A 15,423-nucleotide genomic window follows, 5' to 3' on the forward strand; every position below is an offset into this window, starting at 1 on the left:
AACAAGAAATGTTACAGGAAAATACTATTTTATCTAAATAAGTGAAAAAGCTTTTCAAAAAATCCCTGTTTTATTTGTTTTTTTGGCACAACTACAACCTCTTGTTTGTCATATATTTTTCTTAGTTTGTAACCAGACTGACAAACATCTCCTAGATTTTCCTCTAAAAAATCAATATCTTTATAAAATGAAATTTTATCTTTAAATTTATTATCTAAAATTTTTGATCCTTCCCCCATCAGTATCATTTTAGATTGAGTCTTTATCTCTGTATTTGAGGCAAGAGATTTATCACATAATTCCAAAATCTCCTCTGTTCTAGCAAAGGCTATTTTTTGTAGCATTTCAAAAGAAAAATTTGGATTATTAGCTTGTGAGTTATTTTTTTCAAAATTTAATTTAAGTTTTTCCGCTTCGTTAATATCAATTTTTAAAAGTAGAGAAATATCTTTTGTGATATGATTTCCACCTATTGGCAGAGTGTCCAAAAAAATTAATTTATCATTGTGAAAGGAAATAATTGATGTTTTTTTAAAACCAATATCAATGAAAGATACCTCTCCTGTTAAACTTAAATTATTTTTATAATTGATTGATTTTGCATAACTAGTACAAATTATTTGATTAATTGATATATTTAATTCTGAAAAAATATTTTTAAAGCTAAGTACTAACTCTCTTGGAAGGCATATAAAAATAATATCTAGTGATATAAATTTGCAATTAATTTCATTTGGTAATTCAGAATAATCATCATTATCAATTTTATAATTATTTATAATTATGTGTGCAATATTATAATCCGAATAATATTTTTTTATTTGTTGCTTCGCTTCTTGAATTAAAAATAAAATATCATCTTGTCTTAATTTTAGTTCTTCAATTTTTTTAAATACAGAAATTGCAACAGAAATCGTTTTTGAACTATCTATCATCAAATCTATATTATCAATATATTCATTTGTAGATTTTTCTAGTGATGCAATAATTTTTTGAATATCTAATTTAAGATTAAATTGCTCTGTATAAAAATTACTCTCAATAAAAAAAGGGTTATTCATGCCCTCTTCATTAAATGCACCTGCTCTTATTTTTGAAAAGCCACAGTCAATTATTGTTTGAAATTTTTTATCACTCATTACTTGGCAACTAATTGATTTTTTATTCTCAAATCAATAAATCTATAATTTTTAAAATTATCATTATTGATAAGTTTCTTAGATAAATTTAATGATGCTACAATATTTTCTTGTGGTAGCTTAATCAAAATATCTTTATCAGTTAAAATATCCCACCTACCTGATGGGAAAAGAGATATTTCTTTTAAATTTGAAAAAGAAAACAATGATTTTTCGATATTTTTTTTAAATGACAAAAAATCATGAGAATTAAATTCACCAAAGATGTATGGGAGTAATTCATTGTTACTTTTATCTTTAATTAACTTACCGTTAGCGCCTACTAGATATTGACTATTATTAGAAATTCGAGCAATAAATTTAGTTGGTTTAATTTCAATGTTAAGTGTTGATGGGTAAATTTTTTTTATATTAAACTGTTGTATAATATTATGTTTTTCTAAAATTTTTCTTATTTCATCTTCACTAATGACAAATATATTTTTGTATAAAAGATTATTAAGGTTATTTAAGATCTCTGAATTTTTTCTCTCAGGAAGACCTGAAATTTTAACTTTACTTATTGATAAAGGTAATTTTTTTTGATCGTTTATAAACTTTGCACTAGTAGTGCTTAAAATGAATAAAAATAATAAATAAATTATTATTTTATTTTTTTTACCTGTTGATTGATGCATCTTTTAGAATCCATTCAATTAATTTTATAAAACTTATACCTTTATGTGCTGCAATCTCGGGGACTAATGAAAGTTTAGTCATTCCAGGCTGAGTATTAATCTCTAGTAAATAAAACTTCCCATTAAAAAATTTAAAGTCTGATCTCGTAACGCCTTTACAGCCTATAATTTTATGAGCTTCTCTTGCTATACTAGTAATTTTAGCTAGATTATTTTTACTCAAATCTACAGGAATTAAGTGCTTAGTCTTAGCGCTAGAATTATATTTTGCCTCATAATCATAAAACTTTCTTTTAGGTTCAAGTTCAATTACACCAAGTGTTTTATTATCCATTATTGCAACTTGGATTTCTCTACCTGGTATAAATTTCTCAATTAATATTTCATTATAACCTTTTAATGCTTTTAGATTTTTTATTATATTGGTCTTGTCACAAATATATACATGAACACTGGACCCTTCATTTATAGGTTTTGCTACTACAGGGAATTCTAATTTTTTTTCAATTAATTTTATAATATTAAGCTTATTTTTTTTATGATTAAATTTAATATATTTCGGAGTAAGTATTTTATTTTTTATAAAAATTCTTTTTGAAATTTCTTTATCCATTGCTATAGATGATGCAATTATACCAGAGTGGGTATATGGAATTTTTTTAGTCTCTAAAATTGTTTGAATGTATCCATCCTCACCAAATTGTCCATGTAGCGCATTAAAAATAATATCTGGTTTAAATAAAGTAATGTCTTTTGATAGATTTTTATCAGGCTCACTAATTAAAACCTTATATCCATTTTTGATTAGCTCTTTGGCAACTTGTTTTCCAGTATCTAAACTAATTAGCCGTTCCTTGGATATACCACCAGATAATATTAAGATTTTTTTTTTCATTTTACTTTAAAATTTTAATTTCTTTTTCTAATACTATTCCAGTTTTTTTTTCGACACTTGTCTTAACAAATTCAATCAATTTATTCATATCTTCAAAGCTAGCATTATTTTTATTTACAAAAAAATTACAGTGCTTGTTTGAAATGTGCGCATCTCCAAAGCTGGTATCCAGTGCTACAGATTCTTTTATTAATTCCCAAACTTTTTTATCAGTTTGATTAATTGGATTCTTGAATGTACTGCCACTTGTTTTTAATTTTGTTGGTTGTGTATTATCTTTCTTTTCCTTTAATTCTAAGATTTCTTTTTTTATTTCTTCTTTATTTTTTCTTGATCCTTTAAACGATGCACTTAAAAAAATTAAGTCCTCTTTTAAATCATTACTTCGGTATTTGAATATAACTTTACTTGCTGGTATTGTTAAAACTTTCCCATTTTTATCAATTGCTTGGATTGATACTAGCACATCTTTAAATTCTTTATTAAAACATCCAGCATTCATCTTTAGTCCGCCTCCTATGGTACCTGGTATGCATGCTAAAAATTCAAATCCACCTATTCCATTGTTCAGCGCAAAATCAGAAAGCTTTTTATCGAGACATGCACTACCTGCTATTATGACATCATTTGGCAATATGGAGATATTGGAAAAATTTTTTCCTAATTTAATAACGACGCCGTCAAATTTTTCATCACATATAAGGGTATTCGAGCCTGCACCCAAAATATAAATTTTTTCTTTTTCTCCAAATCTTTTTAAAAACAAAATTAAGTCAGGTAAACTATCTGGCCTAAAGTAAACTTTGGCTTGTCCACCAATATTAAACCAATTGCTCTTTTTTAAATCATAATCAAAGTGAATTTTACTATTAATTTCATCTGAAAATTTTCTTATTTCTTCAATACTCATTAGATCAATTCTGGTAATTGTCTCATCCATGTTGAAATTGTACCTGCACCCATACCAACAACTATCTTTTTACCAAAAATAGTATTTTTAATAAATTTTGCTAATTGATACTGATCCTCAACCATAAACAGTTTTACTTTTGAATGTTTAATAATATCTTTTGCAAAATTATTATATTTAAAACCTAATTTTATTTTTTCTCCAGCTGTATATATAGGGCATAATATTACAACATCAGCTTTTTTAAATGATAAGCTAAATTCTTTTTTAAGATCTTTTAGTCTGGAAATTCTGTGTGGTTGAAATATGCAAATCACTTCTTCTTTCTTATAAGCAGCTCTCACACCATTTAGCACTTCTCTAATTTCAGTTGGATGGTGGGCATAATCATCATAAAAATTAGTTTCTCTATGTGTAAAAATTTTATTAAATCTTCTTTGAACACCCTTAAATTCTTTTAATCCTTTTTTGATAATATTTTGTGATATTCCAATAGTTAATGCCACAGCTACTGCTGCAGTAGAGTTTCTAATATTGTGAATTCCTAATAATGGTAATTTAATTTTTCTTATAGTTAAATTCTTTTTTCCTGGCAAATTTATAGCAAGATCATATTGGGAATATTCTTTTTCTTGTTTTATATTTTTAATACAAAAATTTGATTTATGGTCAATTCCATATGTATAATAATTCTTCATTTTTAATTTATTTAATAAATCTTTATTGTTTTTGTCATCTATACAAATAAAAGACTTCCCAAACGAAGGGACTTTATTGATAAATCTAATAAATAATTCTTTAAGATCTTTCATTGAGTTATAAAAATCCATATGCTCACGATCAATATTTGTTACTATAGAATAAGTTGGTGGTACATGTATGAAGCTACCATCTGACTCATCAGCCTCTAATATACACCAATCACTTTTACCTAGTTTTGCAGAATTTTTTATTGCATTAAGGACACCACCGTTAATAATTGTTGGGTCCAATTTTGTTTTTGAAAATATTGAGGCTAATAGAGACGTAGTTGTTGTTTTTCCATGTGAACCTGTAACAACTATATTTTTTGTTAAAGAGACTATATTTGCCAACATCTCTCCTCTTTTATAAATCGGTAATTGTTTTAGTTTGGCTTCAATTAATTCAGGGTTATTATTTTTAATAGCTGATGAAATGACAACAATTGTTGCTTTTGCTATATTTTTTTTAGTATGACTAATTGTAATTTTGATCTTATTTCTTTTTAATCTTTCAATATTTTTATTTGCAAGAACGTCGCTACCCTGGACATTAAACCCCATTCTTTTCATAATGAGTGCAAGGCCACTCATTCCAATACCCCCTATCCCAACAAAATGTATAATTTCAGTTTTAGCTAGTTCAATTTTCATTAATAACAGATATAATTTTCAGATTTATATTATTCCATGTATTTTCATAGTTAAAATCTTTCATGTTCTTTTTTTTAGCAAGATATTCTTCTTTATTATCAATAATATTAATTAATTTATCGAGTAATATTTTCTCATCTATTTCTTCTTGATTTAGTAACCAATTGAAGCCAAGTTTGTTATAAAAATTTGCATTTTCAAATTGATGGTTATCTTTTGCGGTTGGCAAAGGTATTACTAAATAAGGAATCTCAGTAAAATTTAACTCAGCTAACGTTGATGCACCTGCTCTAGTAATGCATAGATCTGTTTTTTGCATAAAATTTATAACATCATTATTAAAATTGAATAATTCACAATTAATATTATTGTTTTCATAAGTTTTTTTAAAACTTTCAAAGTTAATAGGACTAGTTTGTTGATAAATTTTTAGTTTATATTTTTTAGATAATTCAATAATTGTATTTTTAACTAAGTCATCAAATATTTTAGCTCCTTGACTACCGCCTATTATAAGTAAATTAATTGTATCTATGGTATTATTGTTATCCCTCTTATCATAAAAATTTTTTCTTAATAATGCTGGAATTACTTTAATTTTATTTTTAAATTTAATAGGAAATTTTTTGACATTATTAGAATAACAAAATATTTTTTGACAGTAACCTATAAAGAATTTGTTGGATCTACCTAAAATCATATTTGGTTCAAATAACAACAGCTTAATATTCAAAATTTTAGCACCCACACATAAAGGGAGTGACATATATCCACCTGTCGAAACTAAAGTATCAATTTTATTTTTTCTTAAGAAAGAAATAGATTTAAAAATCGAAATTATCATTAAAAAAAAATCAAATGGCATTGTTAGTAAATTTTTTGAAATTTGCCTCACATTAAATATTTTTAAATTGTACTCATCTTTGTTTAAAAATTTGACACCTCTGAAGTCAGATGTCATTGAAACGTCGAAATTACCTTCTAGATGTTTGTATATTATGGTTGCAGGTATAACATGACCTCCAGATCCACCAGTACTAATTAATATTTTTTTGTTCATCTAATCAATTTTTCTTTTTGTTAAATTTAAAATTATTCCAGATAATATTGAAACTCCTACAATTGAAGAACCACCATAACTTAAAAATGGTAATGTCATTCCTGTTGTGGGAAACAGTCTTATGTTCACCCCAAGATGTATTAATACTTGAAAAATTATTAGACTTATTGCTCCAGTTAGCACTAGTTTAATTTTTTCATTTTTTTCTAAATAAATTTTTTTAAAAACAGAGTAAATAAAAAACAAAAATAAAATTAATAACAATATTATTGCTATAACACCAAACTCCTCAGAGATAACTGAAACTATATAATCAGTATGAGCCTCTGGAACTCTTGTTTTTAAGGTACCTTCTCCTATTCCTTTACCAAAAAACCCACCACTACTAATTGCTTCTATAGCTTTATCAGATTGAAAATTATGGGTTCCGCCATCAGAGTTAAAGAAAGAAAGAATACGACTTTTAATATAAATAAATTTTGGGATAAAAAAAACTACATATAACAGGGTTATAATAAAAAAACTTATGAACAATAAAATGAATAGTAGGTTTATGCCAGATATGAAAACTAATATTGCCCAAGATAAAAACACTAAAAGTGTTTGACCAATATCAGGCTGTATTATTAATAGTAAGCCAGTTGGGATAATGGCAATAATAGTCAATAAATATTTGATAAAAATATTATAATTTTTTTCACTACATAAAATTGTTGCTACAAAAATAATTATAAATGGTTTTAGTAATTCAATTGGTTGAAATTGAGGAAGAAAGAAGAGATTTAGCCATCTTTTTGATCCTTTAACCTCAGTACCAAAAATTGGGACTAAAAATAAAAAAAATAAAGTAATAAAAAAAAGATAAATAGAGATTCTAAAAAGATTTTTTTCACTTAGAGAAGAGAAAAACACTAAAGTTAACAATCCAATGAAAATATAGGCCAAATGTTTAAAAAAGAAAAAATAATTATTTGTATCTAATTTATCAGAAGCAATTAATGAAGTTGAAACTAAAGAAAAAAATAAACCCAAGCTAAATAAAAAAAATATCAATAAAAGAATTGTTTTATCTATATTTTTCCACCAGTTATAATATATTGAATTAAGCAAACTAATATTTATCATTTTATATAATTTTTTATAAGTTTATTAAAATATTTACCTCTTTCTTCAAAGTTTTTAAAACTATCAAATGATGCAGAGGCTGGACTAAAAAGAATTGTCTTGTTAATAAAATTATTTTCATTTTTAATATCTAAAAAAATCTTAGCAATTAAAGTCTTTAAATTTAAAAATGATTGAAACTTCATCTTATTTTTTGATTGATTAATAAAAAATTTATGATTTTTACCGAAAATATATAACTTGATATTTTTACAATCATTTTTTTTAATTAAAAATTTATCTCCTTTTTTAGGTAAACCACCTATTATCCAATATATATTTTTTAAAGATTTCAATAATCTTTCTGATGAAGAAAAGCTTGTTGACTTAGAATCATTAATAACTTTTAAAAATTTAGAATTATGAATTATTTCTTGTCTAAAACTTAATCCTTTAAAATTCTTTAATGTTTTTAATAACAGATCATTTTTTAATTTTAATAGTTTTGAAACCTTCATTACAAATGTCAAATTTTCTCTATTACCATTTGTATCAAAATAATAATTATCAATTTTTTTAATAAACTTATTGCTTGTATATTTTTCTATTTTAAGAATTGATGGTGCAAATTTTTTTTTCTTTAATTCTCTTTTAATATAAAAATTTTTTGTATTTAAAATTGCAATATCATTTTTAGATTGATTTTTTATTAATTTAAATTTAGCACTTACATATTTATTTATAGTCTTGTGTCTTTCAAGGTGATCTGGTGCAATATTTAGGATTATGGATAAATTTGTCTTAAATAACTTACTGTATTCTAGTTGATACGATGAGGCCTCAATTACAAATAAAGTGTCTTTTTTGATCTTTTTTTCCAGTAAAATCGGGTTACCTATATTGCCAACTAAACGAACATCTTTTTTTTGGTCTTTTAAAATATCATACAAAAGCTTAGCAGTTGTTGACTTTCCATTTGTACCTGTAATAGTTATTTTTTGATTATTGGTATATCGACTATAAAAAATGTCTAAATCTGTATAAATTTTTTTATAATTTTTTTTTAAAAATCTACTTAATTTACACTTATTAATGTCTATTCCTGGACTAATTATAATACAGTCAAATTCCTTTTTAATTATTTCTTTGTATGTTATGTGGATATCCTTTATTTTTTTTTTAGCCATTATTTGATCATCAAATAAACTAATAACATTACTTTTTTTTAAAAAACTATAAGTGGATAGACCACTTTTACCCAGACCGTAAATCAATATTCTTTTTTTTAAAAAATTTTTTTCTAGATTTAACATTATCTAAGTTTTAATGTCGCTAATCCAATCATTGCTAAGATTATTGATATAATCCAAAATCTAATTACAACTGTTGATTCTGCCCAACCTTTTTTTTCAAAATGATGGTGTATAGGTGCCATTCTAAAAATTCTTTTACCTGTTAATTTGAATGAAAATACTTGAATTATAACTGACACAGCTTCTAGTACAAATAACCCACCTGTTATTGCTAAAACAATCTCATGTTTAGTAATAATACCAATTGCCCCTAAAGATCCACCTAATGCTAATGAGCCAGTATCACCCATAAAAATTTTAGCAGGTGGTGCATTGAACCATAAAAATCCTAAACAAGCTCCTATGATTGATCCACAAAAAACTGAGACTTCCCCCATACCTTCAAGATAGGGAATATTTAAATATTCTGAAAATACGATATTACCAGTTAAGTAGCTAATAAATGCAAAACACGCTGCCACTAATATCACAGGCACTGTTGCTAAGCCGTCTAAACCGTCTGTTAAATTAACTGCATTGGAGGATCCAACAATTATAAAAACAGAAAATGGAATAAAAAACCATCCAAGATTAATAATTAAATCTTTAAAAAAAGGAAAATATAAGTTTGTAAGTTCAGTATTTTGAGATAATTGAGTTAAACCAAATATTCCAACAATGGCTATTAAAACTTGAGAAATAATCTTAAATTTAAATGAAACACCAGATGAATTTTTAAACTTAATTTTTTTATAATCATCATATGCACCTAGAAGCCCAAACCCTGAAACAATAAATAACAAAAACCATATATGATAATTTGATAGATCTCCCCAAAGTAATATTCCTGAAAATAGTCCAAGTAAAATTAAGACACCCCCCATTGTTGGTGTTCCAATTTTCTTAACTATATGTTCAGTAGGACCATCATCTCTTATTGGGTTTAAGATTTTTTTTGCTGAAAAAAATTTAATAAAAGGAGTGCCTATTAATAAAACCACAAACATTGACGTAAACATTGCAAGCCCCGTTCTAAATGTTAAATACTTAAATACATTTAGAAAACTATATTGATCAATTAATTGAGTAATAAGACTATAAAGCATTAAACTTACCAGTTTTCAATTTATTAACTAGATTGTAAAGTCCAGTAGAGTTTGAACCCTTAATCATTAAATAATCATTATTATTTAAATTACTTTTAATCAAATCAATTATTTTAGACTTATCTTTCAAAATGGTCCCTCTACGGTGCTTATCAAGGTTTTTATAAGTATGTAAAATATGTTTACCCACTACGTTAATATTTTTAAGGGTAGTTTTATTAATTTCTTTCCCAATCTCTAAGTGAAGTTTCTTCGAATAATTTCCTAACTCTAACATATCACTCAGTATTAATTTTTTTCTAGAGTTATCAATTTTTAATTCATCAAAATTTTTTATAGCAGATTTTAATGATAACGGATTAGAGTTATAACTTTCATCTACAATATAAATACTCTTTTTATTTAATTTAACTTTTGTTATATCTCCACGACCTTTCGTTATCTCATAATCAAGAAATATATTTTTATTTAATTTTTGTGTATTTTTAAAAATTGATATAATCGCAATTGCTGCTAATAAGTTTTTTAAATTATTTTCAAAAATTGATTTTACATAAAAATAGGTTTGTTTTTTGTTAACATTTACAAGTATCTTATATTTAGATTTTTCTTTAACTATTTTTTTTAAAAAAATATCTGCTGATTTATTTTTTAAACTAAATGAAAAAATATTTATCTTTTTTTTATTAGCAATTTTTTTATGTAAATTGTAAAATCTGTCATCTTTGTTTAAAACAAGAAATCCATTTGTTTTTATATTATTAATAATTTCTGACTTTGCTAAAGCTACTTGATGAATATTTTTAAAATTCTTAATATGTGCATAGGAAATATTTGTAATAACACCAACATCAGGTTTGATAATTTTTGATAAATAGTCAATCTCACCCTTTTTATCCATTCCAATTTCAAAAATACCGAATTCATCATTTTTTCTTAGATTAAATAAACTTAATGGTACTCCAAATTTATTATTAAAAGATTTTGGAGAATAAGTTACATTATTAATCTTACTTAAAGTTTTTCCCAACAATTCTTTAAGGGACGTTTTTCCACAACTGCCTGTTATAGATATAATTTTACTAGATAAATTTTCTCTTAGTTTTGATGAAGCCTCTGTTAAAAACTGTAACGTATTATCTACTATAATTTTTTTTTTAGATTTTTTTTGATTATTAGCTATTACTAGTGATGCACCATTTTGGAAAGCTTCGTTAACATACAAATTTCCATCTTTATTATTTCCTTTTATTGCAAAGAATATGTCATTTTTATTTATTGTTTTGGAATTAATTGATGCATTATTTATTTTTATATTTGAGTTAATTTGATGAGAGTTGCTTATCTCTTTTAAAATATTCATTTTAAGATTGGTTGAAAGAACTTTATTTTTTAATTTAATATTTTTTAGTATTTCTAATCTGTCAGAAAATTTATTTACAAACTTTCCATAATCTTGTGTCTGCTCATGACCTTTGCCTGCAATTACTAAGATATCACCAGTTTTTAAGTCAAATATAGCCTTATGAATAGCTTTAGACCTACTTGAAATCTCAAAAACTTTTGATTTATCTATGGTTTTTTTAATAGCTAATCTTATCTTTTTTGGGTTTTCATCTCTTGGATTATCATCAGTTAGATAAACTCTGTCACAGTATTGATTGGCTATTTTTCCCATCATGGATCTTTTGTCTTTATCTCTATTACCCCCACATCCAAATACAATGAAAATTCTTTTATTTTCAAATTGTTCTTTCAAATTAGACAAACAAGTATTTAGTGCATCGGGTGTATGAGCATAATCTAAAATAACTTTTGATCTATTTTTTATAGTTCCAATTTTCTCAAACCTACCACTTACTGATTTTACCCTTGAAGCTAATTTCACTATTTTATCAAATTTTAAATCATTTTTTTTAGTAGCAAGCATTGCCATAAATAAGTTTTTTAATTGAATTTTACCAATTAAGTCTGTTTGTAATTTATAATGTTTTCGATTGTGTTTAATTTCAATTATCTGTTTATCGTCCTTAAATTGATGTGAATAAATATCTATTCCATTATTACCTTTTGATAAAACCTGAAGATTAAATCTATTATTTAGCGATATTTTTTTTAAATTTCTATATTCTGGAATCTTACTATCAGTAATGATGGTTCCTCTAGGTTTTAATAGCTTCTCAAATAGATATAATTTTGATGTAAGATAATCAATAAATGTTTTGTGATAATCTAAATGATCATGAGTCAAATTTGTAAAAATTGCAGTATTAAATTTCAAGCCATCAAGTCTATTTTGTTTAAGACCATGACTAGAAGCCTCCATTATAACATTATCAATTTTTTGTTTTTTTAATTTATTTAATATTTTGCTTAATCCAATTGGATCTAATGTTGTATTAGAAATTTTCTTTAAATTATTTTTTGTCCTAATTCCTAATGTTCCAATAGAGGCTACTTTTTTATTACTTAAGTTTAACAATTGAAAATAAAAATCTGCAATTGATGACTTACCATTTGTTCCTGTTACAGCAATTAAATTTTTAGGTATATTTTTTTTTATCTTATACGATAATTCTGATAATACTTTTCTAATATTTTTTGATCTTAAAAATAGTACTTTGTTTTTAATACCTTCAAATTTTTGCTCTGAAATAATAACTCTTGCACCTTTTTTAATTGCATGATCAATGAACTTACTTCCATCTAATTTTGTTCCTTTAATTGCAAAAAAAATATAATCCTTTTTACAATCTTCACTGTTAAAACTAAGGCCAGTAAACTGATGATTTTTAAATTCTTTTTTAATATTTTTAAGGAAATTGCCAATCAACATATAATTATTAATTTTCTATATGTTTTGTGGCCAAAATAGGCCCAATTTTTTCTATGATTTTTCCAGCTACTTCAACAGATGTCCACCCTGCTGTATTAAATGGTGTGCCTTTGTATGAACCTTTTTTATTCTTATATTCATATATGTAATCTGATGATGTTTTCGGCTCATCAAGTAAAATTATCAACACATATTTAGGATTTGAGATGGGAAAAATACCTGCAAATGTATTAACTTTTGCTTTAGAATAACCACCCATAGATGTTTTATTAGCAGTCCCAGTTTTTCCACCAACTTCGTAACCCTCAATATTTGCAAGGCCCGCTGTGCCTTCTTTGGTGGTTACGATTTTTCTAAGTATCGTGTTTATTTTTTCTGAAATACCTGCTTTTATAATTCTTTTCTTTTGTTGATAATTTTCTAAGTCTTTTTTTATTAAACTAGGCTCAATATCAAAACCACCATTTGAAATTATAGCATAAGCTTTTGCTAATTGTAATGGCGTTGTGGTTATTCCATGCCCATAAGATACTGTCGCAAGTTTACATTTTCCCCATTTAAATGGAATAGGTTCACCAACTTCATCTATATCAAATTTTATTTTTTTTAAGACACCAATTTTTTCTAAAAAATTTTTTAATTTGATAATTTCTAATTTCTGTCCAATCCTTACGGACCCTACGTTACCAGATCTAATTAAAATTTGCTCTACAGTAAGATCAGATGGTATTTTATTGTCATATTCAGATATGGTACTTTTTCCACATTGTAATCTTTTTTCTAAATTTAAAAATTCTGTATCAATATCAATTAATCCTTCTTCTAGTCCAGCGGCAACTGTAAAAGTTTTAAACACAGAACCTAATTCATACACTCCTTTTGTTGCCCTATTAATAAAGTTGAGATCAACTATCTTCTTTCTTTTATTAAGGTTAAAATCTGGGTATGAAACCATAGATATAATTTCTCCATTATTAACATTCATTAAAATTGCAGCGCTACCTTTACTTCTAAATATAGATTGAAATTTTACTAACTCTTCTCTAATTAAAAATTGTATATCAGCATCCACTGTTAATTGTAGTGGCTTGTTTTTTTGTTTTAATTTTTCATCAAAAGATTTTTCTAAACCAGAAATTCCATTATTTTCATTATCAATCTGTCCTATAATGTGACTAAAAAGGTTTTTTTGTGGATAAATTCTAGTTAACTTTTCCTCAGATCTAATTGCTTTATCTCCAAGAAACATAATTTTTTGATAATTTGTTAAAGATATTTTTTTTTCAAACTTAAAAAAGTTATTTTTATTAAGTTTTTTTTCAACTTCAACGTAATCTTTCTCAGGGAAAATCCACTTTAAATTAATTAATAATTTTTGTTTATCTATTACTTCTATTGGGCTGATACCAATATCAATCGAGCTAACAGTTTTAACCAAATAATTTCCATTTCTATCAATTATATCTGCTCTATAATCTTTTATGCTTGGTGCATAATTTGTCTTAACATCTGACTTTAATGAGCCTAAATGAAGTAATTGTATTGAGTAAATTATTGAAATCATTAAGAAAACAAAAAAAATAAAGGCTATTCTATTAAACTGTATATCTAAATTTGTTTTACTTTTTTTATACGAAAATTCATTTTCATATTCTTCTAAAATAATATTTTTTTTATTATTCATTGCTATTCTTTTTGATTAGGTCGTTTATTTCTACAGTTTCATTATTTTCAATGATTTCTTTAATATTCATAATTTCAATTTTAATTAAATCTTTTTCAAAATATTGTGTCTGATACTGAACTAATTTTTCAGGCGAGCTTAAATAATTAAACTCAAGCAGCATATCTTCAAGTTCTGATTTTAAAGATCTTATGTTTTCATTGATTGCAAAAATTTGATCCTCTATTTCTTTTGTAGAATTTTTAACAAGTGATGTGATCAGTATTAATACAAAAATAACAACTAAAACTAATTGTTTCATAGTTTTTTTGACAAATTCTCGATGTCAATTAAATGTTTAAATTTATCCAAAATATCTGTTTCAAAATCGAAAAAGTCTTCTTTTTTAATTACATAACGTAACTTGGCTGATCTAGAGGGTGGATTATCTCTAATTTCTTTATCACTTGGTACTATTGGTTTTTTTATAACAGATTTAAATAAATTTAATTTTTCTTCAGCTTTTGGCATATGTCTTGAGATACTTTTATTTTCAGACAAACTTTTAAAAAAATATTTAACAATTTTATCTTCTAGAGAATGAAATGTTACAACTGCAATAACACCATCTTTTTTAACAACTTTAGCTGCATTAATTAATCCATAAATTAGTTCACTAATTTCTTTATTTACAAATATTCTTAATGCTTGGAAAACTTTAGTTGCACTATGCGTCTTATAATTTCTTTTTCTTTTCGAAGACTCTATAATTCTAACTAGTTCTTCTGTTGTGATTTTTCTTTTGGACCTGTCTTCAACAATATTGTGTGCTATTCTTTTGCTGTCTGCTTCATCACCAAAATATTTAAATATCTTTGTAAGTTCTTTTTCATCTAATTGATTAATTGCTTCTTTTGCTGAAAATTCATTTATACCCATTTTCATATTAAGTTCACCTACAGTATCAAATGAAAGACCTTTTTTTGGGTCTTTAATCTGATTCAATGAATACCCTAAATCAAAGATTACAGCTTTGATATTTTCATCCTTTAACTTCAAGTTATTTAATTGACTAAATTTGATATTTTTAAATAACAGCCTATCTTCAAAACTATTTTGAAGTTCTTGAGCTTTTATAGAGCTGTCTGAGTCTCTATCTAATGCAATTACTTTTGTTGCTGGAAAATTTAGTATTTTTTTTTGTGTATCCGCCTTGACCGAACGTACAGTCAATAAATGTGCCACCATATTGAGGGGTAATAATACTAATTATTTCACTTAGCAATACCGGATAATGATTTCTCATATCTGGTATTATGGTGGCTATCATTTATTTTTTTGAAGACC

At 25.2% G+C, this 15,423-nt stretch carries 14 protein-coding genes; all 14 read right to left on the reverse strand.

The window, feature by feature from the left end:
• Positions 1-29: 29 nt before the first annotated feature.
• The 14 genes from ABXT52_RS05190 to mraW are packed head-to-tail and all read right to left on the reverse strand — an operon-like array spanning position 30 to position 15,406.
• Positions 30-1,139, reverse strand: a complete 1,110-nt coding sequence (locus ABXT52_RS05190) for a cell division FtsA domain-containing protein (RefSeq protein WP_415271511.1) — start codon at positions 1,137-1,139, stop codon at positions 30-32.
• Positions 1,139-1,816 carry a cell division protein FtsQ/DivIB gene (locus ABXT52_RS05195; RefSeq protein WP_415271512.1) on the reverse strand — a complete coding sequence of 226 codons (678 nt, stop codon included), beginning with the start codon at positions 1,814-1,816 and terminating at the stop codon, positions 1,139-1,141. Before ABXT52_RS05195 ends, ABXT52_RS05190 begins: the two co-directional genes overlap by 1 nt.
• Positions 1,797-2,711, reverse strand: coding sequence for a D-alanine--D-alanine ligase (locus tag ABXT52_RS05200; protein ID WP_415271513.1), 915 nt, complete (start codon positions 2,709-2,711; stop codon positions 1,797-1,799). Before ABXT52_RS05200 ends, ABXT52_RS05195 begins: the two co-directional genes overlap by 20 nt.
• 1 nt (position 2,712) lies before the next feature.
• Positions 2,713-3,651, reverse strand: coding sequence for a UDP-N-acetylmuramate dehydrogenase (gene murB, locus ABXT52_RS05205; protein ID WP_415271514.1), 939 nt, complete (start codon positions 3,649-3,651; stop codon positions 2,713-2,715).
• Positions 3,621-5,015, reverse strand: coding sequence for a UDP-N-acetylmuramate--L-alanine ligase (murC, locus tag ABXT52_RS05210; RefSeq protein ID WP_415271515.1), 1,395 nt, complete (start codon positions 5,013-5,015; stop codon positions 3,621-3,623). Before murC ends, murB begins: the two co-directional genes overlap by 31 nt.
• On the reverse strand, positions 5,005-6,075 hold the full coding sequence (locus ABXT52_RS05215) for a UDP-N-acetylglucosamine--N-acetylmuramyl-(pentapeptide) pyrophosphoryl-undecaprenol N-acetylglucosamine transferase (RefSeq protein WP_415271516.1): 1,071 nt from the start codon (positions 6,073-6,075) through the stop codon (positions 5,005-5,007). Before ABXT52_RS05215 ends, murC begins: the two co-directional genes overlap by 11 nt.
• Positions 6,076-7,200, reverse strand: a complete 1,125-nt coding sequence (locus tag ABXT52_RS05220) for an FtsW/RodA/SpoVE family cell cycle protein (RefSeq protein ID WP_415271517.1) — start codon at positions 7,198-7,200, stop codon at positions 6,076-6,078.
• A complete protein-coding gene (gene murD, locus ABXT52_RS05225; RefSeq protein WP_415271518.1) occupies positions 7,197-8,492 on the reverse strand; it encodes a UDP-N-acetylmuramoyl-L-alanine--D-glutamate ligase in 1,296 nt (431 codons plus the stop codon). Before murD ends, ABXT52_RS05220 begins: the two co-directional genes overlap by 4 nt.
• On the reverse strand, positions 8,492-9,577 hold the full coding sequence (mraY, locus tag ABXT52_RS05230) for a phospho-N-acetylmuramoyl-pentapeptide-transferase (protein ID WP_415271519.1): 1,086 nt from the start codon (positions 9,575-9,577) through the stop codon (positions 8,492-8,494). The genes murD and mraY overlap by 1 nt, the downstream gene beginning before the upstream one ends.
• Positions 9,567-12,413 (reverse strand): bifunctional UDP-N-acetylmuramoyl-L-alanyl-D-glutamate--2,6-diaminopimelate ligase MurE/UDP-N-acetylmuramoyl-tripeptide--D-alanyl-D-alanine ligase MurF, encoded by a 2,847-nt coding sequence (gene murF, locus ABXT52_RS05235; RefSeq protein ID WP_415271520.1) that lies wholly within the window; start codon positions 12,411-12,413, stop codon positions 9,567-9,569. The genes mraY and murF overlap by 11 nt, the downstream gene beginning before the upstream one ends.
• Before the next feature lie 7 nt (positions 12,414-12,420).
• The gene (locus tag ABXT52_RS05240; RefSeq protein WP_415272526.1) at positions 12,421-14,103 is read right to left on the reverse strand and encodes a peptidoglycan D,D-transpeptidase FtsI family protein; all 1,683 of its coding nucleotides are present in this window, start codon (positions 14,101-14,103) and stop codon (positions 12,421-12,423) included.
• Positions 14,090-14,398 (reverse strand): cell division protein FtsL, encoded by a 309-nt coding sequence (locus ABXT52_RS05245; RefSeq protein ID WP_415271521.1) that lies wholly within the window; start codon positions 14,396-14,398, stop codon positions 14,090-14,092. Before ABXT52_RS05245 ends, ABXT52_RS05240 begins: the two co-directional genes overlap by 14 nt.
• Complete coding sequence (rsmH, locus tag ABXT52_RS05250) at positions 14,395-15,309, reverse strand: 16S rRNA (cytosine(1402)-N(4))-methyltransferase RsmH (protein ID WP_415272527.1); 915 nt, start codon at positions 15,307-15,309, stop codon at positions 14,395-14,397. The genes ABXT52_RS05245 and rsmH overlap by 4 nt, the downstream gene beginning before the upstream one ends.
• Entirely contained in the window at positions 15,230-15,406 is a 177-nt protein-coding gene (gene mraW / locus ABXT52_RS05255) for a 16S rRNA (cytosine(1402)-N(4))-methyltransferase (protein ID WP_415271522.1), read from the reverse strand. The genes rsmH and mraW overlap by 80 nt, the downstream gene beginning before the upstream one ends.
• Between the last annotated feature and the right edge of the window lie 17 nt (positions 15,407-15,423).

The organism is Candidatus Pelagibacter sp. Uisw_121 (assembly GCF_047722545.1).
Classification (GTDB): domain Bacteria; phylum Pseudomonadota; class Alphaproteobacteria; order Pelagibacterales; family Pelagibacteraceae; genus Pelagibacter.

Bases quoted from the DNA above. Each gene is read 5' to 3' on its own strand.
- ABXT52_RS05220 (WP_415271517.1), bottom strand. From the start codon at position 7,200: ATGATAAATATTAGTTTGCTTAATTCAATATATTATAACTGGTGGAAA.
- ABXT52_RS05215 (WP_415271516.1), bottom strand. From the start codon at position 6,075: ATGAACAAAAAAATATTAATTAGTACTGGTGGATCTGGAGGTCATGTT.
- murD (WP_415271518.1), bottom strand. From the start codon at position 8,492: ATGTTAAATCTAGAAAAAAATTTTTTAAAAAAAAGAATATTGATTTAC.
- ABXT52_RS05200 (WP_415271513.1), bottom strand. From the start codon at position 2,711: ATGAAAAAAAAAATCTTAATATTATCTGGTGGTATATCCAAGGAACGG.
- ABXT52_RS05245 (WP_415271521.1), bottom strand. From the start codon at position 14,398: ATGAAACAATTAGTTTTAGTTGTTATTTTTGTATTAATACTGATCACA.
- murC (WP_415271515.1), bottom strand. From the start codon at position 5,015: ATGAAAATTGAACTAGCTAAAACTGAAATTATACATTTTGTTGGGATA.
- murB (WP_415271514.1), bottom strand. From the start codon at position 3,651: ATGGATGAGACAATTACCAGAATTGATCTAATGAGTATTGAAGAAATA.
- ABXT52_RS05190 (WP_415271511.1), bottom strand. From the start codon at position 1,139: ATGAGTGATAAAAAATTTCAAACAATAATTGACTGTGGCTTTTCAAAA.
- ABXT52_RS05195 (WP_415271512.1), bottom strand. From the start codon at position 1,816: ATGCATCAATCAACAGGTAAAAAAAATAAAATAATAATTTATTTATTA.
- mraW (WP_415271522.1), bottom strand. From the start codon at position 15,406: ATGATAGCCACCATAATACCAGATATGAGAAATCATTATCCGGTATTG.
- mraY (WP_415271519.1), bottom strand. From the start codon at position 9,577: ATGCTTTATAGTCTTATTACTCAATTAATTGATCAATATAGTTTTCTA.
- murF (WP_415271520.1), bottom strand. From the start codon at position 12,413: ATGTTGATTGGCAATTTCCTTAAAAATATTAAAAAAGAATTTAAAAAT.